Genomic DNA, 26,185 nt, shown 5'->3' with positions numbered 1-26,185 from the left:
ATTGCGTCAGATAAGAGATGCTTATGGGAATGTGACGGAGATCGCGGGATTTACTCCCCTCACCCTGCCCTCTCCCCAAAGGGGAGAGGGTTAGGGTGAGGGGCAGTTTTTAATGCCAGCAGAAGTGATGCACAACCTGGGTAATCAGTTCGCGGGTGGGTTTGATAAAGCGGGTTTCCAGATATTCATCCGGCTGGTGGGCCTGGTTGATGGAGCCAGGGCCAAGGACCAGGGTAGGGCACAGCGTCTGAATAAACGGCGCTTCGGTGCAGTAGTTCACCACGTCGGTTTTCTCACCGAGCAGTTTTTCCACAACTTCAACCAGCTGATGGTCCGGCGGGCATTCATAACCCGGGATCGGCGGATGCAGTTCGGAGACCGTCAGGCGACCCGGCCAGCGCTCGCTCACCGGGGCCAGCGCCTCATTCAACAGGCCGTCAAGATCGCTCAGGGTCATGCCCGGCAGCGGGCGAATATCCATGTGCAGTTCGCAGCAGGCGCAGATACGGTTGGAGGCATCACCCCCGTGCAGGCTGCCGAGGTTCAGGGTCGGATACGGTACGGTGAACGCCTCGTAGTGATAGCGTTCTTTCAGATCGTCGCGCAGGGTCATGATGCGGCCGATGGCGTCATGCATCAGCTCGATGGCGTTCACGCCGCGCGCCGGATCGCTGGAGTGGCCGGACTGGCCCAGCACGCGCACGGCGGTAGAAATATGGCCTTTGTGCGCGCGGATCGGCTGCAGCGACGTTGGCTCACCAATAATCGCGCAATCCGGGCGAATCGAGGTGTTTTCAGAGAAGTAGCGCGCCCCCGCCATGCTGGTTTCTTCATCGGCGGTCGCCAGAATGTAGAGCGGTTTTTTCAGCTTCGTCACGTCCACATCACGCAGCGCGTCGAGGATAAAGGCGAAGAAGCCTTTCATGTCGGCGGTGCCCAGACCGTAGAGCTTGTTGTCGTGCTCGGTCAGGGTGAACGGATCGCGCGTCCAGCGGCCATCATCAAACGGCACGGTGTCGGTATGACCGGCCAGCAGCAGGCCGCCCGCACCGGTTCCGGTGCTGGCGAGCAGGTTAAATTTGTGGCGAGTGCCGGGGACGGGCTGAACCTCAACGTTAAACCCAAGATCGCTAAACCAACCCGCCAGCAGATTGATTAAAGACTCATTGCTCTGATCCAGCGCTTCTTCCGTTGCGCTGATGGACGGTGTGGCAATCAGGGCGCGGTAGATCTCGATAAATGGCGGTAAGTTCATTTTCATTGTTGACACACCTTAGGTCGTGATAGTATCAATATTCATGCAATAAATGTGAATAAAAATACATTAACGTTGAGCATAAAGGAACCCGATGTTGAATACGCTGATTGTAGGCGCTAGCGGTTATGCGGGCGCAGAGCTTGTAAGCTACGTGAATCGCCATCCACATATGACCATAACCGCTTTGACCGTGTCAGCGCAAAGCAATGATGCAGGAAAGTTAATTTCCGATTTGCATCCGCAGCTTAAGGGCCTGGTCGATCTGCCGCTGCAGCCCATGTCTGACATCAGCGAGTTTACCGACGGCGTCGACGTGGTGTTTTTAGCCACCGCGCATGAGGTCAGCCACGACCTGGCGCCGCAGTTTCTGGCGGCCGGCTGCGTGGTCTTCGACCTCTCCGGCGCGTTCCGCGTTAACGACGGCGCGTTCTACGAAAAATATTACGGTTTCACCCATCAGCACCCTGATCTGCTTGAAAAAGCGGTGTACGGTCTGGCGGAGTGGAGCGCAGATAAACTGAAAGAAGCGGACCTGATTGCCGTTCCGGGCTGCTACCCGACGGCGGCGCAGCTTTCCCTGAAGCCTCTGATCGACGCGGGCCTGCTGGATCTGAACCAGTGGCCGGTGATCAACGCCACCAGCGGCGTGAGCGGTGCAGGACGCAAGGCGGCGATCTCCAATAGCTTCTGCGAAGTGAGCCTTCAGCCGTATGGCGTGTTTAATCACCGTCATCACCCTGAAATCACGACGCATCTGGGCGCGGACGTCATTTTCACCCCGCACCTGGGCAGCTTCCCGCGTGGGATCCTCGAAACAATCACCTGTCGCCTGAAACCGGGCGTGACCAAAGAGCAGGTGAGCGAGGTCTTCACGCAGGCGTATGCGGATAAACCGCTGGTGCGCCTGTACGACAAAGGCGTGCCGGCGCTGAAAAACGTGGTCGGTCTGCCGTTCTGCGATATCGGCTTTGCCGTTCAGGGTGAGCATCTCATCGTGGTGGCCGCAGAAGATAACTTACTGAAAGGCGCTGCCGCACAGGCAATGCAGTGTGCAAATATTCGTTTCGGTTTCCCGGAAACGCAGGCTCTTATTTAAGGTGTGATGATGAACCCATTAATTATCAAACTCGGTGGTGTACTGCTGGACAGCGAAGAAGCGCTGGAGCGTCTGTTTACCGCGCTGGTGAACTATCGCGAATCACATCAACGTCCGCTGGTGATTGTGCACGGCGGTGGCTGCGTGGTGGATGAGCTGATGAAAGGGCTCAACCTGCCGGTGAAAAAGAAGAACGGCCTGCGCGTGACGCCTGCTGACCAGATTGGCATCATTACCGGCGCGCTGGCGGGTACGGCGAACAAAACGCTGCTGGCGTGGGCGAAGAAACACCATATCGCGTCCGTGGGCCTCTATCTGGGCGATGGCGACAGCGTAAAAGTGACCCAGCTCGACGAAGAGCTCGGCCACGTTGGACTGGCGCAGCCAGGTTCGCCTAAGCTGATTAACACGCTGCTGGAAGGCGGTTTCCTGCCGGTGGTGAGCTCCATCGGCGTGACCGAAGAGGGCGAGCTGATGAACGTTAACGCTGACCAGGCGGCGACCGCGCTGGCGGCAACGCTGGGCGCGGACCTGATCCTGCTCTCCGACGTGAGCGGTATTCTGGACGGTAAAGGCCAGCGCATTGCGGAAATGACGGCTGAGAAAGCCGAGCAGCTGATTGCTCAGGGCATTATTACCGACGGCATGATCGTCAAAGTGAACGCCGCGCTGGATGCCGCGCGCACGCTGGGCCGCCCGGTGGATATCGCCTCCTGGCGCCACGCGGAGCAGCTCCCGGCGCTGTTTAACGGCACGCCGATTGGCACGCGTATTTTAGCGTAATCGATTTAATGTTTTGTAGGCCCGGTAAGCGCAGCGCCACCGGGCAATGAAATTCAAAGATATTAAGGAAGCATGTTATGGCACTTTGGGGTGGGCGTTTTACACAGGCAGCGGATCAGCGGTTCAAACAGTTCAACGACTCTTTGCGCTTCGACTACCGCCTGGCCGAACAGGATATTGTCGGCTCTGTGGCCTGGTCCAAAGCGCTGGTAACGGTAGGCGTACTGACCGCAGACGAACAATTACAGCTGGAAGAAGCGCTGAACAATCTGCTGGAAGAGGTGCGTCTGGATCCGCAGCAAATCCTTCAGAGCGATGCCGAAGATATTCACAGCTGGGTGGAAGGCAAACTGATCGACAAGGTCGGCCAGCTGGGTAAAAAGCTGCACACCGGCCGCAGCCGTAACGACCAGGTCGCCACCGACCTGAAGCTGTGGTGTAAAGATACCGTCGGCGAACTGCTGGCGGCCAACCGTCAGCTGCAGAGCGCGCTGGTGGAAACCGCGCAGAACAACCAGGACGCGGTGATGCCGGGTTATACCCACCTGCAGCGCGCCCAGCCGGTGACCTTTGCGCACTGGTGTCTGGCCTACGTTGAGATGCTGGCGCGTGACGAAAGCCGTCTGCAGGATACCCTGAAACGTCTGGACGTCAGCCCGCTGGGCAGCGGCGCGCTGGCGGGTACCGCTTACGAAATCGACCGTGAACAGCTGGCAGGCTGGCTGGGCTTTGCCTCCGCTACCCGTAACAGCCTGGATAGCGTCTCCGATCGTGACCATGTGCTGGAACTGCTCTCTAACGCGTCTATCGGTATGGTGCACCTCTCGCGCTTTGCCGAAGACCTGATCTTCTTTAACTCCGGCGAAGCGGGCTTCGTCGAGCTGTCCGACCGCGTGACCTCAGGTTCATCCCTGATGCCGCAGAAGAAAAACCCGGACGCGCTCGAGCTGATCCGCGGCAAATGTGGCCGCGTGCAGGGTGCGCTGACCGGCATGATGATGACCCTGAAAGGGCTGCCGCTGGCGTACAACAAAGACATGCAGGAAGACAAAGAGGGGCTGTTCGACGCGCTCGACACCTGGCTGGACTGCCTGCACATGGGCGCGCTTGTGCTGGATGGCATTCAGGTGAAACGTCCGCGCTGCCAGGAAGCGGCGCAGCAGGGCTATGCGAACTCTACCGAACTGGCGGATTATCTGGTGGCGAAGGGCGTACCGTTCCGTGAAGCGCACCATATTGTCGGTGAAGCGGTTGTGGAAGCCATTCGTCAGGGTAAACCGCTGGAGGATCTGGCGCTGGCCGATCTGCAGAAGTTCAGCGCGGTTATCGGGGATGATGTGTATCCGATTCTGGCGCTGCAGTCCTGTCTGGACAAGCGTGCCGCGAAAGGCGGCGTGTCGCCTAAGCAGGTGGCGCAGGCGATTGCGGATGCGAAAAACCGGCTGGTTTGAACCGTGCGGGCTGGTGCCCTCACCCCGGCCCTCTCCCACAGGGAGAGAGAAAAATGGAGCCTGGCTTAGCGCCGGGCTTTTTTACGCAAAAAAAAAGCGGACCACGGGGTCCGCAAAAGTTCACGTTGGCTTTAGTTGTTCGAGTTTTGAGAGAAACTCGCTGACGGTGCGGGGACGTCAAGGGTCAAACACGTGCCGCCTCGTCTATGTGGTGTATTATTCAACAGAATGCTTGATAGGGATAATCGTTCGTTGCTATGCTATCTATCGCCATGAACTATCGTGGCGACGGAGGATGAATAATGAATATTCGTGATCTTGAATACCTGGTAGCGTTAGCCGAGCATCGTCACTTTCGCCGCGCGGCAGATTCCTGCCACGTCAGCCAGCCCACGCTGAGCGGCCAGATCCGCAAGCTGGAAGACGAGCTGGGCGTGATGCTGCTGGAGCGCACCAGTCGTAAGGTTCTGTTCACACAGGCAGGTCTTCTGCTGGTGGATCAGGCGCGCACCGTGCTGCGCGAGGTCAAAGTGCTCAAGGAAATGGCAAGCCAGCAGGGGGAGGCCATGTCCGGCCCGCTGCATATTGGCCTGATCCCAACCGTTGGCCCGTACCTGTTACCGCACATCATTCCGATGCTGCACCAGACGTTCCCGAAACTCGAAATGTACCTGCACGAAGCGCAAACCCATCAGCTGCTGGCACAGCTGGACAGCGGCAAGCTCGACTGCGCCATTCTGGCACTGGTAAAAGAGAGTGAAGCCTTTATTGAAGTGCCGCTGTTCGATGAGCCGATGATGCTGGCGATCTATGAAGATCACCCGTGGGCGAACCGCGATCGCGTGCCGATGGCCGATCTGGCGGGTGAAAAGCTGCTGATGCTGGAAGATGGCCACTGCCTGCGCGACCAGGCGATGGGCTTCTGCTTCGAAGCGGGTGCGGATGAGGATACCCATTTCCGCGCAACCAGCCTGGAAACGCTGCGTAACATGGTCGCGGCGGGAAGCGGTATAACGCTGCTGCCTGCGCTGGCCGTGCCGCGCGAGCGTAAGCGTGATGGCGTGGTCTATTTGCCGTGCATCAAGCCGGAGCCGCGTCGCACTATCGGCCTGGTATATCGTCCGGGTTCACCGCTGCGCAGCCGCTATGAGCAGCTGGCAGAGGCCATCCGTGGTTCGATGGATGGCCATTTCGACAGCGCGTTAAAACAGGCGGTTCAGGCCGTTTAGGGCCGCTACCCGGTAGGCTTCCGCCATGGTCGGGTAGTTAAAGGTGGTGTTAACGAAGTACTCAATGGTGTTACCACCACCTTTCTGCTCCATTATCGCCTGGCCGATATGAATGATTTCCGCGGCGCGTTCACCAAAGCAGTGAATCCCGAGGATCTCTTTCGTCTCGCGGTGGAACAGGATCTTCAGCGTTCCCACGCTCATCCCCACGATTTGCGCCCGCGCCAGATGTTTAAACTGCGCACGACCCACCTCGTAAGGCACCTTCATAGACGTCAGCTGCTGCTCGGTTTTCCCTACGGAACTGATTTCTGGGATGGTGTAGATGCCCGTCGGGATATCTTCAATCAGATGCGCCGTCGCTTCGCCTTTTACCAGCGCCTGTGCGGCAATGCGTCCCTGGTCGTAAGCGGCTGAGGCCAGGCTTGGGTAGCCAATCACGTCGCCGACCGCGTAAACGTGTGGCAGGGCGGTCTGATACATGCTGTTGACCTTCAGCTGACCGCGGCTGTCGGTTTCAAGCCCGATATTTTCCAGCTGCAGGGAATCGGTATTGCCGGTACGGCCGTTGGCGTACAGCAGGCAGTCTGCTTTCAGCTTCTTGCCGGACTTCAGGTGCATGATCACCCCGTCGTCACAGCCTTCGATCTTCTCGTACTCTTCGTTGTGGCGAATGACCACGCCGCTGTTCCAGAAGTGGTAGGAGAGCGAATCTGACATTTCCTGATCGAGGAACGCCAGCAGGCGGTCGCGGGTGTTGATCAGGTCAACTTTGACGTCCATTCCGCGGAAGATCGACGCATATTCGCAGCCGATGACCCCTGCGCCATAGATAATGACGTGGCGGGGTTCATGGTGCAGGCTCAGAATCGAGTCGCTGTCGTAGACGCGCGGGTGCGAGAAGTCCACGTCGGCCGGATGGTATGGGCGTGAGCCGCAGGCAATTACAAATTTTTCAGCCGTGATGGTTTCAACCGACCCGTCGTGGCATTCGAGTGCCAGAGTGTGTTCATCCACAAAATGCGCGTTGCCCTGCAAAATTTCGCAGTGGTTACGCTCATAAAACCCCTGACGCATACGCGTCTGCTGGTTAATGACGGTATCCGCGTGATTCAGGATGTCGGCAAAAGATGAACGAAGAAGTCGGGAATGGTCGCTGTAAAGAGGGTTCTGGTTAAATTCGATAATGCGGCTAACGGCGTGGCGGAGGGCTTTCGAAGGGATGGTGCCCCAGTGGGTGCAACCGCCGCCGACATTATGGTAGCGCTCGATGACCGCTACTCTGGCTCCCTGTTTCACCAGACCCATAGCAGCGCCTTCGCCGCCGGGGCCGGAACCAATAACTATTGCGTCGTAATCGTAGGAATGTGGCATGGCAAGGCTTACCTGTTCTTATACATAAAAGCAACAGAATCATAACATCATTGCCAGAGTAACCCAATTATCGTTGTGCTTTTTTCCGGCAGTGGAGCACAAACCGCACGTAAACAATCATTCACAAAGCCAGGCAAACAGATTAATTTTATTCTCTGGTATAGTGCCATCAGGCCTTTGGAAGGATTCAACTATCGTGATGGGCGTAAGAGCACAACAAAAAGAGAAAACCCGGCGTTCGCTGGTGGAAGCCGCATTCAGTCAACTGAGTGCTGAGCGAAGTTTTGCCAGTTTGAGCCTGCGCGAAGTCGCACGCGAGGCCGGGATTGCGCCAACGTCCTTCTATCGTCACTTCCGTGATGTGGATGAACTGGGCCTGACCATGGTAGACGAGAGCGGCCTGATGCTGCGTCAGCTGATGCGCCAGGCGCGTCAGCGTATCGCCAAAGGGGGCAGCGTGATCCGCACCTCCGTGTCGACCTTTATGGAATTTATCGGCAATAACCCCAACGCGTTTCGTCTGCTTCTGCGCGAGCGTTCGGGCACATCGGCAGCGTTTCGTGCCGCCGTCGCGCGCGAAATTCAGCACTTCATCGCGGAACTTGCCGACTATCTTGAACTCGAAAACCATATGCCGCGTGCGTTTACTGAAGCACAGGCCGAGGCGATGGTGACGATTGTATTCAGCGCGGGTGCCGAAGCGCTGGATGTCAGCATTGAACAACGCAAGCAGCTCGAAGAGCGACTGGTATTACAGCTCAGGATGATCTCCAAAGGCGCGTACTACTGGTATCGCCGTGAACAAGAGAAACTGGCACATCAAACCGAAGAGTGAAGGTGAGTAATGAAACAGTCAGGTCAGGATAAAGGGACGCTGTTGCTGGCATTGATCGCTGGCTTATCCATTAATGGTACGTTTGCCGCTATTTTTAGCTCAATCGTGCCGTTTTCGATTTTCCCGCTTATTGCGCTGGTGCTGACGGTGTACTGCCTGCATCAACGTTACCTGAACCGCACCATGCCGGTGGGGTTACCGGGGCTGGCCGCCGCCTGCTTTATTCTGGGCGTATTGCTGTACAGCACCGTGGTTCGCGCGGAATATCCGGATATCGGCTCTAACTTCTTCCCTGCGGTACTGTCTGTGGCGCTGGTGTTCTGGATTGGCTCGCGCATGCGTAGCCGTAAGAGCCAGTTACCGGAGTAAAGGGTTTTGTCATTGTAGGCCGGATAAGCGAAGCGCCATCCGGCTTTTTGGCAGGTGGCGCTTCGCTTACCTGCCCTACAAGGCCACATTACTTCGCCATGAGCAGTACACCGCACTCCATATGGTGCGTATAAGGGAACTGATCGAACAGCGCCAGACGTTCAACCTTGTGCGTCTGGCCTAACGTTTCCAGGTTCTTGCACAGCGTCTCCGGGTTACAGGAGATGTACAAAATACGCGGGTACGCCTGCACCATCTTCTCTGTTTCGCTGTCCAGGCCACTGCGCGGCGGGTCGACAAAAATCGTCTCACACTGGTAGCTCTTCAGATCGATCCCTTCCAGGCGGTTAAACTGGCGAACGCCGTTCATGGCCTGGGTAAACTCTTCAGCGGCCATGCGAATGATCTGCACGTTGTCGATATGGTTAGCGGCAATGTTGTACTGCGCGGCGGCCACCGACGGCTTGGCGATTTCCGTTGCCAGCACGCGATCGAAGTTACGCGCCAGCGCCAGCGAGAAGTTGCCGTTACCGCAGTAGAGCTCAAGCAGATCGCCCGTTGACCCTTCCGTCGCCTTCAGCGCCCACTCCAGCATCTGCACGTTCATCGCGGCGTTCGGCTGGGTGAAGCTGTTCTCGACCTGACGGTAAATCATCTCTCTACCCGCTACCGGCAGGCGCTCGTCGATGTAGTCCTGATCCAGCATGATTTTGGTTTTGGTCGCGCGGCCAATCAGGTGAACGTTGATGTTCTGCGCGCGCAGCGCATCGCGCAGCGCTTCCGCCTGCTCGCGCCACTCGTCGTTAAGCGCTTTGTGATACAGGAGAGAGACAATCGCCTGATTGCTTTGCGTGGTCAGGTAGTCAATCTGGAACAGCTTGTTACGCAGTACCGGATTGTTGCGCACGCCGTCCATTACCAGCGTCATTAACTGGTTAATGAGCTCGCTCGCCGCCGGAAAGCTGTCCACGCGGATACGGGACTTTGTCTGCTGATCGAAAATGATGTGGTACAGGTCGTCACCGTCGTGCCAGATGCGGAACTCGGCGCGCATGCGGTAGTGGCTGACAGGAGAGCGGAACACCTCGGGAACGGGCGCGTTGAAAGGCGTCATCATACTTTGCAGGCGGACAACTTTCTCTGCCAGCTGCGCGTCGTACTGTTCTGTCGGGAGGTGTTCTGGGGTCATGATGCGTCCTGAGTGATAAAGAATTACGCGGCGATTGTAGGCATTGTTCAGGGGATGTCCAGATTTAATGGCCAATAGCTGTCTGGACATCCATACGTGTCTAATTGTAGCATTCTGTTTCCGGTCTCCTGAGAGTGAAAAGGGAATCCAGTGTAAATCTGGAGCTGACGCGCAGCGGTAAAGACTGGCGGGATGAGCGTTGTAGACACTGTGAAAATGGGAAGTCTTCATCCTTATATAGCCACCTAGCCCGAAGACCTGCCGGGATCACGTCGCATTTGGTTTCATCATCGCGTGCTATCGATGAGGCCTGCGGCATCCTTCTTATATTGTGGATGCTTTAACAATGATTAAAAAAGTATCGCTGTTGACGGCGTTGTCCGTCACGGCATTTTCGGGCTGGGCGCAGGACAGCGCCGACTCGTTGGTGGTGACGGCAAATCGTTTTGAACAACCGGCAAAAACTGTTCTGGCACCGACGTCCGTCGTGACGCGTGAAGACATTGAGCGCTGGCAGGCAAAGAGCGTGGTGGAAATCATGTCACGTCTGCCTGGCGTGGATATCGCGCAAAGCGGTGGAATGGGCTCGAACTCTTCGACTTTTATTCGCGGAACGGAATCTCGCCATGTGCTGGTGCTGGTTGACGGTATTCCTTTGAATAACGCCGGGATCAGCAACGTTCCCGATCTGAGCCAAATCCCGACCTCGCTGATTCAGCGTATTGAGTACATCCGTGGTCCGCGTTCAGCCCTGTATGGCTCCGACGCGATTGGTGGCGTGATTAACATCATTACCGGACGTGATAAGCCGGGTGCAGAAATCTCAGCGGGCGTTGGCTCTAAGGGTTACCAGACCTATGATGGCGCCTTCCAGCAGGTGCTGGATAAAACCAAAATCACCATGGCCGGTAACTACACCTATACCCGGGGTTTTGACATCGCTGCAAAAGATGCGCCGCGCCAGCCTGACCGCGATGGCTTTATGAGTAAATCGCTGTACGGCTCCGTGGAACAGCAGATTACCGACAGCGTGAGCGGCTTCTTCCGTGGCTTTGGTTATGACAACCGCACCGCGTATGACGGTTACGATCACTACGACGCCAACTTTATGGTGGATGGACGACCTGATACTCGCCAGCTCTACAGCCAGAACTGGGATACCGGTCTGCGTTACAACCAGGGGATTTTCCAGTCACAGCTGGTGGCGGGTTACGGTCGCAGTAAAGATCAGAACTATGATCCGAAGAAAGGGCGTTACGCTGATTCCGCCACCATGGATGACGTGAAGCAGTACACCACCCAATGGCTCAACACCGTAGAAGTCGGTCACGGCAACATTGGCGCAGGTCTGGACTGGCAAAAGCAGAAGACCCAGGCTGGAACGGGCTATCTGGAGAAAGGTTACGAGCAACGCAATACCGGCGTGTTTGTTTCGGCGATGCAGCAGTTCAGCAGCGTGACGCTGGAAGCGGCGGCGCGTAATGACGACAACTCCAACTTTGGTAACCATGGAACATGGCAAACCAGCGCAGCGTGGGAGTTTGTGGAGGGCTATCGCGTCATTGCCTCCTACGGTACCGCTTTTAAAGCACCGACCATGAGCCAAATCCACAGTGCCTCTTACGGTAATCCGGACCTTAAACCGGAGGAGAGTAAGCAGTGGGAAGGGGGCTTTGAAGGCCTGACGGGACCGGTCAACTGGCGTATCACCGGTTATCGCAATGACATTGATAATCTTATTAGCAGCGATCCGCATACGTATCGTTACTACAACGTTGACGAAGCACGTATTAAAGGTGTGGAAGCGACGGCACAGTTTGATACTGGCCCGGTCGGACATCAGATTTCCTATGATTATGTCGACCCGCGTAATGCCAAAACCAACGAAGTACTGGCCCGTCGTTCTAAGCAGCAGGTTAAGTACCAGCTTGACTGGCAGGTATGGGATCTCGACTGGAACCTTGCCTACCGTTATCTGGGCACCCGCTATGATGTCGCGATTGATCCAGACACCTATTCGTCAGAACGCGTGAAAATGGGCGGTGTAAGCCTGTGGGATGTCGCAGTTTCGTATCCTGTCACCTCACATCTCACAGTTCGTGGTAAAATAGCCAATCTGTTCGATAAAGATTACGAGACAGTTTATGGCTACCAAACTGCAGGACGGGAATACACCTTGTCTGGCAGCTACACCTTCTAATCCGCGTCCCACCGTGCTGGTGTTTGATTCCGGCGTCGGTGGGCTTTCGGTCTATGATGAGATTCGGCATCTTCTGCCGGATCTCCATTACATCTACGCCTTCGATAACGTCGCTTTCCCGTACGGGGAAAAGAGCGAAGATTTTATTGTTGAGCGTGTCGTTGAAATCGTCACCGCGGTACAAAAGCGCTATCCCCTTGCGCTGGCCGTCATCGCCTGTAATACGGCGAGCACCGTTTCTCTTCCCGCCCTGCGTGAAAAATTCCAGTTCCCGGTTGTGGGCGTCGTTCCTGCAATAAAGCCTGCCGCGCGTCTGACGGCGAACGGCATTGTGGGCTTGCTGGCCACGCGAGGTACGGTAAAGCGTCCTTATACCCGCGAGCTGATCGACCGTTTTGCCAACGAATGCCAGATAGCGATGCTGGGTTCGGCTGAGCTGGTGGAGATGGCTGAAGCGAAGCTGCATGGCAAGGCGGTATCACTCGAGGAGCTGCGTCGTATTCTTCGTCCGTGGCTGCGAATGCCCGAACCTCCGGATACCGTTGTGCTGGGCTGTACCCACTTCCCGCTATTACAGGAAGAGCTATTGGAGGTGCTGCCGGAGGGGACGCGCCTGGTGGATTCCGGTGCGGCTATTGCCCGTCGTACGGCCTGGTTGCTGGAGCATGAAGCGCCGGATGCGAAATCTAACGATGCGAATATCGCGTTTTGTATGGCTATCACGAAAGAGACTGAGCAACTTTTACCCGTTTTACGCCGTTATGGCTTTGAAACGCTCGAAAAACTGGCGCTGTAGCACGGTTTTGAGCAAAAAAGAGACGGTTGAAAGTTTTTTTTAAAAGAGGGGTTGTCAACGTCTGAGAACTCCCTATAATGCGCCTCCACTGACACGGAACAACGGCTTACAGGCCGCCGGGTTAGCGGGGTTCAGAGATGAACGCCAGCAGAGAAAAGCGAAAATAATCACTTGACTCTGAATGAGGAAAACGTAATATACGGGACCTCGCAACGGTGAGCTTAACGCCGCGTTGCAACTGCTCTTTAACAATTTATCAGACAATCTGTGTGGGCACTCAAAGTGACATGGATTCTTAATGTCTTCGGACAATAAGTTCAGTCGGTTAGAATACCTGCCTGTCACGCAGGGGGTCGCGGGTTCGAGTCCCGTCCGTTCCGCCACTTATTAAGACATTAAGCCTGCCCTATCGGCAGGCTTAATGGCAAAAACTTTAGGGGCGTAGCTCAGTTGGTAGAGCACCGGTCTCCAAAACCGGGTGTCGCGAGTTCGAGTCTCTCCGCCCCTGCCATATAGAATCCTTTGCTTCGGCAAAGGATTTTTTTTTGCCTGAAGCGCTGCAGAAAACGCTCTTCTTAATTTTTCAGCCAGCATTCCTGCTGGCTGATATATCAATCCATTACATTGATTTTTAACAGATCTTTTATCTGTGATTGCTTATCACTATTTTGCAGCCAAATCGCATACAGCGGCCTGGTAAGCGTGGTGGAATCCAGCACCGTATGCAGCCCCGCTTTAGTATCTGCCCAGCGAACAGGTAACCAGGTACAACCTCTCAGCAAGGGCAGCTGCTGACAGGCGATCTCCGCAGAGCTGGTCGTTAACTGCGGAACATCATCAGGTGCAATCAATCCCGTCTCATGCTGCTGAAAATCTGGCCCCCATTCCAGGCGCAAATAGGTCAGGTCTGCCTTCATCATTGAAGGTTCAGAGGCATAAAGCGCCAGTCCAAACTGACCCACAATCTGGCTACTAAATTCGTCCATCTTGGGGGCTTCGGTTGTGATCAGAAGATCAAGCTGGCGCTCATGAAGTTGCTTAACCAGCGACTGCCGTTGCGCAATCCTGGCTTCGAATTGCAGGTGACTGTGTGAATGATAAAGCCGGGTAAGCCACTGACTTAGCATACATTCCCACAGGGAAGCGCTGGCCCCTATCGAGAACTCATTATGCCTCGACGTATGTGCCACCTCTTTGCGTGCCGCCTGCCAGGTATTCATAAGCGTTTCAGCGTACGGCAGCAGTTTCTCGCCGGCAGGCGTTAAGCGAATATTGTTACGATGGCGGGTAAAAAGATTCACACCCAGTTGATTTTCCAGCTGTCGAATACGAAAACTGACGGCTGACTGCGTCAGGTAAAGGGCTTCAGCTGCTCGCCCAAAGTGGCGTGTTCTGCTCACTTCAAGGAAAGTTTTAAGCAATTCCGTATCCACATCTTTCTCCGCAAAATTATTTGTCGTTATGATTTAAATGTTTTGTTTTACACTCTGTCAAGCGTAACTAATACTCCGCGCCATAAATAGCTCGGCCAAAGAATTAGGAGCGTGTAGGATGGCGGAAAGCTTTACGACGACTAATCGTTTTTTCGACAATAAACATTATCCGCGCGGGTTCTCTCGTCACGGCGATTTCACCATCAAAGAAGCTCAACTGCTTGAGCGCCATGGTTATGCCTTTAACGAGCTGGATCTGGGTAAGCGTGAACCTGCAACCGAAGACGAAAAACAGTTTGTTTCTGTTTGCCGTGGTGAGCGTGAGCCGCAGTCTGAAGCGGAACGTGTGTGGATCAAGTACATGGCGCGCATTAAGCGTCCAAAGCGCTTCCATACGCTGTCTGGCGGTAAGCCGCAGATGGAAGGTGCAGAAGACTACACCGAGTCTGATGACTAAGATGATAAGAAGGGGCTACGGCCCCTTTTTTATGCCAGCAACTTCTGCAGATGCAGCAGCAAACGATCGATAGCGCGATAGCTCAGCGCCTCCTGCAAATGTTTCCTCTCAATGTCAGTGCACCCCTCCACGTCAGCAATGGTTCTGGCGACTTTCAACAAACGCTGCCACGCACGTATGGATAGCCCGAACCGCGTCAACGTCTCCTCCAGCCATCCCGCATCCTCAATGTTAAGAGAACAAAACTGCCGGATCCCAACATTATCCAGCCGCGCATTTAGCCTGTTCTGACGGGCGTACTGCCGCTTCTGGGCTGCAATCACCCGCTCGCGTACCTCTGCTGAGCTTTCACCCGTGATGCCCGTTTGCCTGAGCAGGCCCGGTGGAGGAAGCGGGATTTCGAGAGATAAATCGAAACGGTCGAGGAACGGGCCGGATAACTTACCGAGATAGCGCAATGTCTGCTCTGGCGTACAGCGGTTATGGTTGCCCTGGTAGTGGCCCGTCGGGCTGGGGTTCATCGCGGCGACCAGCTGAAACTGCGCGGGATAGCTTATTTTGGCCCGCGTGCGTGAGATATGTATCTCGCCGGATTCAATGGGCTCCCGCAGTGCATCCAGCACGCGGCGCTCAAACTCCGGCAATTCATCAAGAAACAGAATGCCATTGTGTGCCAGCGAGATCTCACCCGGCCCGGGGATAGACCCACCGCCGACCATTGCCGTCAGTGAGGCGCTATGATGCGGGGATCGAAAAGGGCGACGGCGCCACTGTTTTTGCAACGATGCAGAACTGATGAGGCTGTATATGGCGGCACTTTCCAGCGCTTCATGATTATTGAGCGGTGGAAGCAACCCACTCAATCTGCTCGCCAACATGGTTTTACCCGTACCCGGCGGACCAATTAACAGAAGATTGTGTCCCCCTGCAGCCGTAATCTCCAGCGCCCGTTTCCCTTGCTCCTGCCCCATAATCTCGCTGAGATCCTCTGGAGCATCCGCTATAACATCATTACACTCCTCCGGCTCGGACAGTTCATGCCGCCCTTCCAGCCATGCACAAACTTCCTGTAAATGCCCCGCGATGAGGCATCCTTTTTCCGCGATAAGACTCACTTCTGATGCGTTTTCATTGGCGACAATGATTTGCCGCCCTGCACGTATGGCTTCCAGCGCTCCCGATATCGCCCCGGGAACGCCTCTTAACGCGCCTGTAAGCGCGAGTTCGCCAACGAACTCATACGAGCCTAGCCGTGTCGTATTAAGCTGCTCAGAAGCCGCGAGAAGGGCAATTGCGATAGGTAAATCGTATCGTCCCCCCTCTTTAGGCAGATCGGCAGGAGCAAGGTTGATGGTGATCTTCTTCGCGGGGAAGGCATAACCGCTATTTATTATTGCGCTGCGGACGCGATCCCTGGCCTCTTTAACCGTCGTTTCAGGTAACCCGACAAGCGTGAGTCCGGGTAGCCCATTACTCAAATGAACCTCGACGGAAACAAGCGGTGCCTTTACCCCGAGAGCCGCACGCGTATAAACAACTGACAGTGACATTTGCACTACCTCCTGGTGTGACTATGTCAGTGCTCGTTATATTTGTTTAGCGCCATTTCGTGAATTTACGCCGCTTGTTCAGGGATTTTAATGGTGCATTACAACAATCTCATAATCGTGGAAACCTCCTCGCAGAACGTAAAAAATCCTGTTTTGACGGTTAGCGCCACAGTAAAAAAATGAAAAATATTCATTTTCTAATTTCCGTATATAAAACAACGCTTTTAAGAAATATGATTCGCGGACTAACCAAATCCGTCATAAATAAATCTTGTGTTTGATTTAAAAACTGTGATAACTCTTTAGGTATTCCTTCGAACAAGATGCAAAAAGAACTGAAAATGACAGCCCTTCTACGAGTGATTAGCCTGGTCGTGATTAGCGTGGTGGTGATTATTATCCCACCGTGCGGGGCTGCACTTGGACGAGGAAAGGCTTAGAAATCAAGCCTTAACGAACTAAGACCCCCGCACCGAAAGGTCCGGGGGTTTTTTTATGACTAAAAAACGCAAATGAGGAGCAGAGCATGACGACTAGCACAAAATTCTGTTTCTCCCGATTTATGACGGGGAACTAACTATGAATGGGGCACAGTGGGTAGTACATGCGTTGCGCGCGCAGGGAGTCGAGACAGTATTCGGTTATCCGGGTGGCGCAATTATGCCGATTTACGATGCACTGTATGACGGCGGCGTGGAACATCTCTTGTGCCGACACGAGCAGGGCGCAGCGATGGCAGCCATCGGCTATGCCCGCGCGACAGGTAAAACGGGCGTGTGTATGGCGACGTCAGGCCCGGGCGCAACTAACCTGATCACCGGCCTGGCTGACGCGCTGTTGGATTCCGTTCCCGTTGTCGCCATCACCGGGCAGGTGGCGTCTCCGTTCATCGGTACCGACGCTTTCCAGGAAGTCGACGTCCTCGGTTTATCGCTGGCCTGCACCAAACACAGCTTCCTCGTCCAGTCTCTGGAAGAGCTGCCGCGCGTAATGGCAGAAGCGTTCGAAGTGGCAAACTCAGGCCGTCCTGGTCCGGTTCTGGTCGATATCCCGAAAGATATCCAGGTGGCATTCGGCGATTTGGAACCGCACTTCTCAACCGTTGAAAGCGACAATGCGTTTCCGGATGCGGAAGTTGAAGAGGCTCGCCAGATGCTGGCGCAGGCGAAACAGCCGATGCTGTACGTCGGCGGTGGCGTCGGCATGGCGCAGGCCGTTCCAGCCCTGCGCGAATTTATCGCAACAACGCAGATGCCAGCGACCTGCACGCTGAAAGGTCTCGGTGCTGTCGACGCGGATTACCCATACTATCTGGGCATGCTGGGGATGCACGGCACCAAAGCGGCAAACCTGGCGGTGCAGGCGTGCGATCTGCTCATCGCCGTAGGTGCCCGTTTTGACGACCGCGTCACCGGCAAGCTGAATACCTTTGCGCCGAACGCCAAAGTGATCCATATGGATATCGACCCGGCGGAGATGAACAAGCTGCGTCAGGCGCACGTTGCCCTCCAGGGCGATCTCAACGCGCTGTTACCGGCATTGCAGCAGCCGCTGGATATCAATGCATGGCGTCAGCACACCGCAGACATGCGCGCCGAGCACGCCTGGCGTTACGACCACCCCGGCGAGGCCATCTACGCGCCGCTGCTGTTGAAGCAGTTGTCCGACCGTAAACCGGCTGACAGCGTCGTCACCACCGACGTAGGCCAGCACCAGATGTGGTCCGCGCAGCACATGACCTACACCCGCCCGGAAAACTTCATCACCTCCAGCGGGTTAGGGACGATGGGCTTCGGTCTGCCAGCCGCCGTTGGCGCACAGGTTGCCCGCCCGAACGATACCGTTATCTGTATCTCCGGTGACGGCTCCTTCATGATGAACGTTCAGGAGCTCGGCACCGTTAAGCGCAAGCAGTTGCCGCTGAAAATCGTCTTGCTCGACAACCAGCGTTTAGGAATGGTTCGCCAGTGGCAACAGCTGTTCTTCCAGGAGCGCTACAGCGAAACGACGCTCACCGATAACCCCGATTTCCTCACCCTGGCCAGCGCCTTTGGCATCCCTGGTCAGCACATCACCCGTAAAGATCAGGTTGAAGCGGCGCTCGACACCATGCTGAACAGCGATGGGCCTTACCTGCTTCATGTCTCAATCGATGAACTCGAGAATGTCTGGCCGCTGGTACCGCCTGGTGCCAGTAACTCACAAATGATGGAGAAATTATCATGATGCAGCATCAGGTCGCCGTACAGGCTCGCTTCAACCCGGAAACCTTAGAACGCGTTTTGCGCGTGGTGCGTCATCGTGGTTTTCAGATTTGCTCTATGAATATGGAGACGGCCACTGATGCCCGGAATATCAGTATCGAATTAACCGTTGCCAGCCCGCGGTCGGTCGACTTACTGTTTAGTCAGTTATCAAAGCTGGTAGACGTTGCCCATGTTGCCATCTGCCAGAGCACAACCACATCACAACAAATCCGCGCTTAAGCGTGACAGGACGAAAAAATGACGACAAAAAAAGCTGATTACATTTGGTTCAACGGTGAGATGGTTCGCTGGGAGGACGCGAAGGTCCATGTGATGTCCCACGCGCTGCATTACGGTACCTCCGTGTTTGAAGGCATCCGCTGCTACGATTCTCACAAAGGGCCAGTGGTGTTCCGCCATCGCGAACACATGCAGCGTCTGCATGACTCAGCCAAAATTTATCGTTTCCCGGTTTCCCAGAGCGTTGATGAGCTGATGGAAGCCTGCCGCGACGTGATCCGTAAGAACAACCTGACCAGCGCCTATATTCGTCCGCTGGTCTTCGTGGGCGACGTCGGTATGGGCGTGAACCCCCCAGCTGGCTATACAACGGATGTGATCATTGCCGCGTTCCCATGGGGTGCCTACCTGGGGGCAGAAGCCCTGGAGCAGGGGATCGACGCAATGGTCTCTTCCTGGAACCGCGTTGCGCCAAACACCATCCCGACCGCCGCGAAAGCTGGCGGTAACTACCTCTCTTCACTGCTGGTCGGTAGCGAAGCGCGCCGTCACGGCTATCAGGAAGGTATCGCCCTGGACGTAAACGGCTACATCTCAGAAGGTGCGGGTGAAAACCTGTTTGAAGTGAAAGACGGCATCCTGTTCACGCCGCCGTTCACCTCGTCCGCGCTGCCGGGCATCACCCGTGATGCCATCATCAAGCTGGCGAAAGATCTGGGTATCGAAGTGCGCGAGCAGGTGCTGTCCCGCGAATCCCTGTATCTGGCCGATGAAGTCTTTATGTCCGGTACCGCGGCTGAAATCACGCCGGTGCGCAGCGTAGACGGTATCCAGGTGGGCGAAGGCCGCTGTGGCCCGGTCACCAAACGCATTCAGCAAGCGTTCTTTGGCCTCTTCACCGGCGAAACAGAAGATAAATACGGCTGGTTGGATCAGGTTAATCACTAAGTATAAATTTGGGACGGCACGCACCGTCCCATTACATAGTCAGACGGGAGTAAATAAAGCATGCCTAAGTATCGTTCAGCCACCACCACCCATGGCCGTAACATGGCGGGTGCCCGCGCACTGTGGCGCGCCACCGGAATGACCGACGCCGATTTCGGTAAGCCGATTATCGCCGTGGTGAACTCCTTCACCCAGTTCGTTCCGGGCCACGTGCACCTGCGCGATCTGGGTAAGCTGGTTGCCGAGCAAATCGAGGCCTCCGGCGGCGTGGCGAAAGAGTTCAACACCATTGCGGTGGATGACGGTATCGCGATGGGGCACGGGGGCATGCTCTATTCACTGCCGTCGCGCGAGCTGATCGCCGACTCGGTGGAGTACATGGTTAACGCCCACTGCGCCGATGCAATGGTCTGTATCTCCAACTGCGACAAAATCACCCCGGGGATGCTGATGGCCTCCCTGCGCCTGAATATTCCGGTGATCTTCGTCTCCGGTGGCCCAATGGAAGCGGGGAAAACCAAGCTCTCCGACAAAATCATCAAGCTCGACCTGGTTGATGCGATGATCCAGGGCGCGGACCCGAAAGTCTCTGACGAGCAGAGCGATCAGGTTGAGCGCTCCGCGTGCCCGACCTGCGGCTCCTGTTCCGGGATGTTCACGGCGAACTCCATGAACTGCCTGACCGAAGCGCTGGGTCTTTCTCAGCCGGGCAACGGCTCGCTGCTGGCGACCCACGCCGACCGTAAGCAGCTGTTCCTCAATGCCGGTAAACGTATCGTTGAGCTGACCAAACGCTACTACGAGCAGGACGACGCCAGCGCGCTGCCGCGCAGCATCGCCAGCAAAGCGGCGTTCGAGAACGCCATGACCCTGGATATCGCCATGGGCGGTTCCACCAACACCGTTCTGCACCTGCTGGCCGCCGCGCAGGAAGCCGAAATCGACTTCACCATGAGCGACATCGACAAGCTGTCCCGTAAAGTGCCGCAGCTGTGTAAGGTCGCGCCGAGTACGCAGAAGTACCACATGGAAGACGTGCACCGTGCCGGTGGCGTCATCGGTATCCTCGGCGAGCTGGATCGCGCCGGGCTGCTGAACCGAGACGTGAAAAACGTCCTCGGCCTGACGTTGCCGGAATCGCTGGACCAGTACGACGTGATGCTGACCAAAGACGACGCGGTGAAAAAAATGTTCCGCGCGGGTCCTGCCGGTATTCGCACCACCCAGGCATTCTCGCAGGACTGTCGCTGGGATACCCTGGACGATGACCGCGCCGAAGGCTGTATCCGCTCGCTGGAACACGCCTACAGCAAGGACGGCGGCCTGGCCGTGCTGTACGGTAACTTTGCGGAAAACGGCTGCATCGTGAAGACCGCTGGCGTGGACGACAGCATCCTGAAATTCACCGGCCCGGCGAAAGTGTACGAAAGCCAGGATGAAGCGGTAGACGCCATCCTCGGCGGCAAAGTGGTGGAAGGCGACGTGGTTGTCATCCGTTATGAAGGGCCGAAAGGCGGCCCGGGCATGCAGGAGATGCTCTACCCAACCACCTTCCTGAAATCGATGGGCCTCGGTAAAGCCTGCGCGCTGATCACCGACGGACGTTTCTCCGGCGGCACCTCCGGCCTCTCTATCGGTCACGTTTCGCCGGAAGCGGCAAGCGGCGGCAACATCGCCATCATCGAAGACGGCGACCTGATCGAAATCGACATTCCGAATCGCGGCATTCAGCTCAAGCTGAGCGACCAGGAAATTGCGGCCCGTCGTGAAGCGCAGGAAGCCCGCGGCGACAAAGCCTGGACGCCGAAAGACCGCCAGCGCGAAGTCTCCTTCGCCCTGCGCGCCTACGCGAGCCTTGCCACCAGTGCAGATAAAGGCGCGGTGCGCGATAAATCTAAACTTGGGGGCTAATGATGGCCGAGTCGCAACCCTTATCCGCCGCCCCCGAGGGGGCGGAATACCTCAGAGCGGTGCTGCGCGCGCCGGTCTATGAAGCCGTGCAGGTCACACCCCTGCAGAAAATGGAAAAACTCTCTTCGCGCCTCGACAACGTGATCCTGGTCAAGCGCGAAGACCGTCAGCCGGTGCACAGCTTCAAGCTGCGCGGCGCCTACGCGATGATGGCCGGGCTGACCGACGAGCAGAAAGCGCGCGGCGTGATTACCGCCTCAGCGGGCAACCACGCGCAGGGTGTAGCTTTCTCTTCGGCCCGTTTAGGTCTGAAAGCGCTGATCGTGATGCCGGTCGCTACCGCCGACATCAAAGTCGATGCGGTACGCGGTTTCGGCGGCGAAGTGCTGCTCCACGGCGCCAACTTTGACGAAGCGAAAGCCAAAGCGATCGAGCTGGCGCAGCAGCAGGGGTTCACCTGGGTGCCGCCGTTCGACCATCCGATGGTTATTGCCGGGCAGGGGACGCTGGCGCTTGAACTGCTGCAGCAGGATGCCCATCTCGATCGCGTGTTTGTGCCGGTCGGCGGCGGCGGCCTGGCCGCGGGCGTGGCGGTGCTGATCAAACAGCTGATGCCGCAGATCAAAGTCATCGCCGTTGAAGCGGAAGACTCTGCCTGCCTGAAAGCGGCGCTGGATGCGGGTCACCCGGTAGATCTGCCGCGCGTCGGGCTGTTTGCCGAGGGCGTGGCGGTGAAGCGCATTGGGGATGAAACCTTCCGCCTGTGCCAGGAATATCTCGACGATATCGTCACGGTGGATAGCGATGCCATCTGCGCGGCGATGAAAGATCTGTTCGAGGATGTGCGCGCGGTGGCGGAACCTTCCGGCGCGCTGGCGCTGGCGGGGATGAAAAAATACATCGCGCAGCACAACATTCGCGGCGAGCGGCTGGCGCACGTGCTGTCTGGTGCCAACGTGAACTTCCACGGTCTGCGCTACGTTTCCGAGCGCTGCGAGCTGGGCGAACAGCGTGAAGCACTGCTGGCGGTGACCATCCCGGAAGAGAAGGGCAGCTTCCTGAAGTTCTGTCAGCTGCTGGGCGGTCGTTCTGTGACGGAATTTAACTACCGTTTTGCCGATGCCAAAGACGCCTGTATTTTTGTCGGCGTGCGCCTGAGCCGCGGCGTGGAGGAGCGCAAAGAGATCCTCAACCTGCTGCATGAGGGCGGCTATAGCGTGGTCGATCTCTCTGACGACGAGATGGCGAAGCTGCACGTGCGCTACATGGTCGGCGGGCGTCCATCGAAGCCGCTCAGGGAACGTCTGTTCAGCTTCGAGTTCCCGGAATCGCCGGGCGCGCTGCTCAAGTTCCTGCACACGCTGGGCACGCACTGGAACATCTCTCTGTTCCACTACCGCAGCCACGGCACCGACTACGGCCGCGTGCTGGCAGCGTTTGAACTGGGCGAGCATGAACCGGATTTCGAAACGCGGCTGAACGAGCTGGGCTATGAGTGTCACGACGAAACCCATAACCCGGCCTTCCGCTTCTTCCTCGCGGGCTAAGGTCCGGCCGGGTAAGCGCAGCGCCACCCGGCTTTAGTGGTTCGGCAATATCGTCCAGAACGCATCAATAAGCGGCTCATGCAGCCGCTTTTTTTGTGCGCACACGCCAAGCTCAAACGGCGTCTTCTCGTCGCTGCGCTCCAGAATCATCACGCGATTGCGCACCGGTTCCGGGCTATTTTCCAGCACCACTTCCGGCAGCAGCGCCACGCCGCAGCCCAGCGCCACCATCGACACCATCGCCTCATGGCCGCTAACCGTGGCGTAAATCGACGGGTTGCTGATTTTCTGACGGCGGAACCACAGCTCGATGCGACGACGCACCGGCCCCTGATCGGCCATGATAAACGGCACCGTGGACCAGTCCGGTTTTTCCACCGACACCTGATTACGCACCGGGCAGGGCAGCGCGGGGGCAATCAACACCACCGCCAGATTCTCCAGCATTGAGAACGCTACCGCGCCCGGCAGGGTTTCCGGCTTCCCGGCAATGGCGAGATCCGCTTCGCCCGTCACCACTTTCTCCATTGCGTCGGAGGCGTCGCCGGTGGTGAGCTTAATTTCAACTGAAGGATGCGCCGCGCGGAAGCGGTCAAGGATGGGCGGCAGATGGCTATAGGCGGCGGTCACGGAGCAGAAAATATGCAGCTCACCGGAAAGTGACGGCCCCTGCTGGTCAATCGAGTGACGCAGCTGCTGGTACTGCAACAGCGTCTGCTGGGCAAAAATGCGCAACTCTTCGCCCGCTTCCGTGAGGGTGACGGTGCGGTTGTCGCGCACGAACAGCGGCTGGCCGAGGTCTTCCTCAAGGCGCTGGATCTGGCGCGAAAGCGTGGAGGGGCTAACGTGCATCGCCCGGGCGCTGCGGCCAAAGTGACGGCTTTCCGCTAGGTGCAGGAACATTTTCAGATCGCGTAAATCCACTGATTCCACTCCCTCTTTTTATATTGCAAAAATTGCAACGTGACGTTGTGAATATATCAATTTCCGCAATAAATTTCCTGTTGTAATGTGGGTACATTCTCGCTGAAACGCGAACCGAACAATAAGACACACAACATCACGAGGTATCACCCATGGCTAACTACTTTAATACACTGAACTTGCGCCAGCAGCTGGCGCAGCTGGGCAAATGCCGCTTCATGGCGCGCGACGAATTTGCCGATGGCGCGAGCTACCTTCAGGGTAAAAAAGTGGTCATCGTCGGCTGTGGCGCACAGGGTCTGAACCAGGGCCTGAACATGCGTGACTCCGGTCTGGATATCTCCTACGCCCTGCGTAAAGAAGCGATTGCCGAGAAGCGTGCTTCCTGGCGTAAAGCGACCGAAAACGGCTTCAAAGTGGGTACCTACGAAGAGCTGATCCCGCAGGCGGATCTGGTGGTTAACCTGACCCCGGACAAACAGCACTCAGACGTTGTGCGTTCCGTACAGCCGCTGATGAAAGACGGTGCCGCGCTGGGTTACTCCCACGGCTTCAACATCGTTGAAGTGGGCGAGCAGATCCGTAAAGACATCACCGTAGTGATGGTGGCACCGAAGTGTCCGGGTACGGAAGTACGCGAAGAGTACAAGCGTGGCTTCGGCGTGCCGACGCTTATCGCAGTTCACCCGGAAAACGATCCGAAAGGCGAAGGCATGGCGATTGCCAAAGCATGGGCAGCGGCGACCGGCGGCCACCGTGCGGGCGTGCTGGAATCGTCCTTCGTTGCCGAAGTGAAATCTGACCTGATGGGCGAGCAGACCATTCTGTGCGGCATGCTGCAGGCCGGTTCTCTGCTGTGCTTCGACAAGCTGGTAGAAGAAGGTACTGACCCGGCCTACGCGGAAAAACTGATTCAGTTCGGCTGGGAAACCATCACCGAAGCGCTGAAGCAGGGTGGTATTACGCTGATGATGGACCGTCTGTCCAACCCGGCAAAACTGCGTGCTTACGCGCTGTCTGAACAGCTGAAAACCATCATGGCGCCGCTGTTCCAGAAACACATGGACGACATCATCTCCGGCGAGTTCTCTTCCGGTATGATGGCGGACTGGGCGAACGACGATAAGAAACTGCTGACCTGGCGTGAAGAGACCGGTAAAACCGCGTTCGAAACCGCGCCGCAGTTTGAAGGTAAAATCGGCGAGCAGGAGTACTTCGATAAAGGCGTCCTGATGATCGCGATGGTGAAAGCAGGCGTTGAGCTGGCGTTCGAAACCATGGTGGATTCCGGCATCATCGAAGAGTCTGCATACTACGAATCACTGCACGAGCTGCCGCTGATTGCGAACACCATCGCCCGTAAGCGTCTGTACGAAATGAACGTGGTGATCTCTGATACCGCAGAATACGGTAACTACCTGTTCTCTTACGCCTGCGTACCGCTGCTGAAAGAGTTTATGACCACTCTGCAGACAGGCGATCTGGGCAAAGCGATTGCGGAAGGTGCCGTGGACAACGCGCAGCTGCGCGACGTGAACGAAGCCATTCGCAGCCATCAGATCGAGAAAGTGGGTCACAAACTGCGTGGCTACATGACCGATATGAAGCGTATCGCGGTAGCGGGCTAACAATCTTGTCGGGTGGCGCTTCGCTTACCCGACCTACAAAACCGTAAGATGTAGGCCGGGTAAGGCGCAGCCGCCACCCGGCTTTTTTATTTGCGATACAGCACTTTAATCACGTGGTAGCCGAACTGCGTGTGCAGCGGGCCGGTTGGCTCCAGCACCGGGCAGGAGAAGACCACTTTATCGAACGCCGGTACCATCTGACCCTGGCGGAATTCACCCAGATCGCCGCCGCGTTTGCCTGACGGACAGATAGAGTGCTTCTTCGCCAGTTTGCCGAAGTCGGCGCCGTTTTTGAGCTGCTCCAGAAGATCCAGAGCCAGTTTCTCTTCTTTAACAAGAATATGCAGTGCTGCTGCTGTTTTTGCCATGATCGTGCCTTGAATAGGTTGAGATAAATCGGGGCGCAATATACCACGCGTCAGCGGCGATAAAGCACCTTAATGATATGGTAGCCAAATTTGGTTTTTACCGGGCCGTAGGGCTTCAAAAGCGGGCAGCTAAAGACCGCCTGATCGAACGGGCCGACCATTGCACCTTGTTGAAACTCCCCAAGATCACCGCCATTGCGCCCGGACGGGCATTTAGAATAACGCTTCGCCAGATGATCAAAGCTGATGCCGCGCTCCAGCCTGGCCAGGATCTCCTGGGCCAGTTTCTCTTCTTTTACCAGAATATGCAGGGCTGCTGCGGTCTTTTTCATGGTTCTGCTCTACGGGTTAAA

The 26,185-nt window shown here is 56.4% G+C and carries 25 protein-coding genes, 1 tRNA gene and 1 riboswitch; of the genes, 18 read left to right on the top strand and 8 right to left on the bottom strand.

Annotation, left to right across the window (positions count from 1 at the left end; translation table 11 throughout):
• Positions 1-109 precede the first annotated feature (109 nt).
• Positions 110-1,261, bottom strand: coding sequence for an acetylornithine deacetylase (gene argE / locus GXP72_RS22145; protein WP_008501790.1), 1,152 nt, complete (start codon positions 1,259-1,261; stop codon positions 110-112).
• An 88-nt stretch (positions 1,262-1,349) separates the two neighbouring features.
• Here argE and argC point away from each other — a divergent pair, with 88 nt between their 5' ends.
• The 4 genes from argC (at position 1,350) to oxyR (ending at position 5,817) form a co-directional block, all read left to right on the top strand.
• Positions 1,350-2,354 carry an N-acetyl-gamma-glutamyl-phosphate reductase gene (gene argC / locus GXP72_RS22140; RefSeq protein ID WP_024909174.1) on the top strand — a complete coding sequence of 335 codons (1,005 nt, stop codon included), beginning with the start codon at positions 1,350-1,352 and terminating at the stop codon, positions 2,352-2,354.
• 6 nt (positions 2,355-2,360) lie between these two features.
• The gene (gene argB, locus GXP72_RS22135; protein WP_208763347.1) at positions 2,361-3,137 is read left to right on the top strand and encodes an acetylglutamate kinase; all 777 of its coding nucleotides are present in this window, start codon (positions 2,361-2,363) and stop codon (positions 3,135-3,137) included.
• Between the two features lie 77 nt (positions 3,138-3,214).
• The gene (gene argH, locus GXP72_RS22130; protein ID WP_048989422.1) at positions 3,215-4,588 is read left to right on the top strand and encodes an argininosuccinate lyase; all 1,374 of its coding nucleotides are present in this window, start codon (positions 3,215-3,217) and stop codon (positions 4,586-4,588) included.
• A 302-nt stretch (positions 4,589-4,890) separates the two neighbouring features.
• Positions 4,891-5,817 (top strand): DNA-binding transcriptional regulator OxyR, encoded by a 927-nt coding sequence (gene oxyR, locus GXP72_RS22125; RefSeq protein WP_023333839.1) that lies wholly within the window; start codon positions 4,891-4,893, stop codon positions 5,815-5,817.
• Here oxyR and sthA read toward each other — a convergent pair.
• The gene (gene sthA, locus GXP72_RS22120) at positions 5,791-7,191 is read right to left on the bottom strand and encodes a Si-specific NAD(P)(+) transhydrogenase (RefSeq protein WP_008501785.1); all 1,401 of its coding nucleotides are present in this window, start codon (positions 7,189-7,191) and stop codon (positions 5,791-5,793) included. The genes oxyR and sthA overlap by 27 nt on opposite strands.
• A 196-nt stretch (positions 7,192-7,387) precedes the next feature.
• Here sthA and fabR point away from each other — a divergent pair, with 196 nt between their 5' ends.
• Both fabR and GXP72_RS22110 read left to right on the top strand, forming a co-directional pair.
• Positions 7,388-8,026, top strand: coding sequence for an HTH-type transcriptional repressor FabR (fabR, locus tag GXP72_RS22115; RefSeq protein WP_008501784.1), 639 nt, complete (start codon positions 7,388-7,390; stop codon positions 8,024-8,026).
• Positions 8,027-8,035: 9 nt separating this feature from the next.
• Positions 8,036-8,395 carry a YijD family membrane protein gene (locus GXP72_RS22110; protein WP_008501783.1) on the top strand — a complete coding sequence of 120 codons (360 nt, stop codon included), beginning with the start codon at positions 8,036-8,038 and terminating at the stop codon, positions 8,393-8,395.
• An 88-nt stretch (positions 8,396-8,483) separates the two neighbouring features.
• Here GXP72_RS22110 and trmA read toward each other — a convergent pair whose 3' ends face one another.
• Positions 8,484-9,584: a tRNA (uridine(54)-C5)-methyltransferase TrmA gene (gene trmA, locus GXP72_RS22105; RefSeq protein WP_208763346.1), complete on the bottom strand. Its 1,101-nt coding sequence runs from the start codon at positions 9,582-9,584 to the stop codon at positions 8,484-8,486.
• Positions 9,585-9,688: 104 nt separating this feature from the next.
• Positions 9,689-9,865, top strand: a riboswitch (cobalamin riboswitch).
• A gap of 65 nt (positions 9,866-9,930) precedes the next feature.
• On the opposite strand from trmA, the gene btuB reads away from it, so the two are divergent.
• From btuB to GXP72_RS22090, 3 genes are all read left to right on the top strand, one after another.
• The gene (gene btuB, locus GXP72_RS22100) at positions 9,931-11,784 is read left to right on the top strand and encodes a TonB-dependent vitamin B12 receptor BtuB (protein WP_024909851.1); all 1,854 of its coding nucleotides are present in this window, start codon (positions 9,931-9,933) and stop codon (positions 11,782-11,784) included.
• A complete protein-coding gene (murI, locus tag GXP72_RS22095; RefSeq protein WP_024909852.1) occupies positions 11,729-12,580 on the top strand; it encodes a glutamate racemase in 852 nt (283 codons plus the stop codon). The genes btuB and murI overlap by 56 nt, the downstream gene beginning before the upstream one ends.
• Positions 12,581-13,015: 435 nt before the next feature.
• A tRNA-Trp gene (locus GXP72_RS22090) sits at positions 13,016-13,091 on the top strand.
• Between the two features lie 100 nt (positions 13,092-13,191).
• Here GXP72_RS22090 and hdfR read toward each other — a convergent pair.
• Positions 13,192-14,013: an HTH-type transcriptional regulator HdfR gene (hdfR, locus tag GXP72_RS22085; RefSeq protein WP_024907953.1), complete on the bottom strand. Its 822-nt coding sequence runs from the start codon at positions 14,011-14,013 to the stop codon at positions 13,192-13,194.
• A gap of 118 nt (positions 14,014-14,131) precedes the next feature.
• On the opposite strand from hdfR, the gene GXP72_RS22080 reads away from it, so the two are divergent.
• On the top strand, positions 14,132-14,470 hold the full coding sequence (locus tag GXP72_RS22080) for a DUF413 domain-containing protein (protein WP_008501577.1): 339 nt from the start codon (positions 14,132-14,134) through the stop codon (positions 14,468-14,470).
• 29 nt (positions 14,471-14,499) lie between these two features.
• Here the strand turns inward: GXP72_RS22080 and GXP72_RS22075 are convergent, their stop codons facing one another.
• A complete protein-coding gene (locus tag GXP72_RS22075) occupies positions 14,500-16,020 on the bottom strand; it encodes a YifB family Mg chelatase-like AAA ATPase (protein WP_208763345.1) in 1,521 nt (506 codons plus the stop codon).
• A gap of 341 nt (positions 16,021-16,361) precedes the next feature.
• Here GXP72_RS22075 and ilvL point away from each other — a divergent pair, with 341 nt between their 5' ends.
• The 7 genes from ilvL to ilvA all read left to right on the top strand — a co-directional run bounded on the left by ilvL (position 16,362) and on the right by ilvA (position 22,912).
• The gene (gene ilvL / locus GXP72_RS22070; RefSeq protein WP_001311244.1) at positions 16,362-16,460 is read left to right on the top strand and encodes an ilv operon leader peptide; all 99 of its coding nucleotides are present in this window, start codon (positions 16,362-16,364) and stop codon (positions 16,458-16,460) included.
• An 86-nt stretch (positions 16,461-16,546) separates the two neighbouring features.
• Entirely contained in the window at positions 16,547-16,597 is a 51-nt protein-coding gene (ilvX, locus tag GXP72_RS22065; protein ID WP_166792073.1) for a peptide IlvX, read from the top strand.
• Positions 16,598-16,599: 2 nt separating this feature from the next.
• Positions 16,600-18,246, top strand: coding sequence for an acetolactate synthase 2 catalytic subunit (gene ilvG, locus GXP72_RS22060; protein WP_061716304.1), 1,647 nt, complete (start codon positions 16,600-16,602; stop codon positions 18,244-18,246).
• Entirely contained in the window at positions 18,243-18,506 is a 264-nt protein-coding gene (ilvM, locus tag GXP72_RS22055) for an acetolactate synthase 2 small subunit (RefSeq protein ID WP_024907956.1), read from the top strand. Before ilvG ends, ilvM begins: the two co-directional genes overlap by 4 nt.
• Before the next feature lie 18 nt (positions 18,507-18,524).
• The gene (gene ilvE, locus GXP72_RS22050) at positions 18,525-19,454 is read left to right on the top strand and encodes a branched-chain-amino-acid transaminase (RefSeq protein ID WP_023309654.1); all 930 of its coding nucleotides are present in this window, start codon (positions 18,525-18,527) and stop codon (positions 19,452-19,454) included.
• Between the two features lie 60 nt (positions 19,455-19,514).
• Positions 19,515-21,365 carry a dihydroxy-acid dehydratase gene (gene ilvD / locus GXP72_RS22045; protein WP_045909248.1) on the top strand — a complete coding sequence of 617 codons (1,851 nt, stop codon included), beginning with the start codon at positions 19,515-19,517 and terminating at the stop codon, positions 21,363-21,365.
• A 2-nt stretch (positions 21,366-21,367) separates the two neighbouring features.
• Complete coding sequence (ilvA, locus tag GXP72_RS22040) at positions 21,368-22,912, top strand: threonine ammonia-lyase, biosynthetic (protein ID WP_024907958.1); 1,545 nt, start codon at positions 21,368-21,370, stop codon at positions 22,910-22,912.
• A gap of 33 nt (positions 22,913-22,945) precedes the next feature.
• Here the strand turns inward: ilvA and ilvY are convergent, their stop codons facing one another.
• Positions 22,946-23,836, bottom strand: a complete 891-nt coding sequence (ilvY, locus tag GXP72_RS22035) for an HTH-type transcriptional activator IlvY (protein WP_023333829.1) — start codon at positions 23,834-23,836, stop codon at positions 22,946-22,948.
• A 152-nt stretch (positions 23,837-23,988) separates the two neighbouring features.
• Between ilvY and ilvC the strand changes: the two genes are divergently transcribed.
• The gene (gene ilvC / locus GXP72_RS22030) at positions 23,989-25,464 is read left to right on the top strand and encodes a ketol-acid reductoisomerase (RefSeq protein ID WP_048989373.1); all 1,476 of its coding nucleotides are present in this window, start codon (positions 23,989-23,991) and stop codon (positions 25,462-25,464) included.
• A gap of 86 nt (positions 25,465-25,550) precedes the next feature.
• Here ilvC and ppiC (GXP72_RS22025) read toward each other — a convergent pair whose 3' ends face one another.
• Positions 25,551-25,832 (bottom strand): peptidylprolyl isomerase PpiC, encoded by a 282-nt coding sequence (gene ppiC / locus GXP72_RS22025; RefSeq protein WP_013099282.1) that lies wholly within the window; start codon positions 25,830-25,832, stop codon positions 25,551-25,553.
• 50 nt (positions 25,833-25,882) lie between these two features.
• Positions 25,883-26,164 (bottom strand): peptidylprolyl isomerase PpiC, encoded by a 282-nt coding sequence (gene ppiC, locus GXP72_RS22020; RefSeq protein WP_048989374.1) that lies wholly within the window; start codon positions 26,162-26,164, stop codon positions 25,883-25,885.
• Positions 26,165-26,185 lie beyond the last annotated feature (21 nt).

This window comes from Enterobacter sp. SES19, assembly GCF_011765665.1.
GTDB classification, from domain to species: domain Bacteria; phylum Pseudomonadota; class Gammaproteobacteria; order Enterobacterales; family Enterobacteriaceae; genus Enterobacter; species Enterobacter pseudoroggenkampii.
This window is presented reverse-complemented; position numbering and strand designations above follow the sequence as displayed.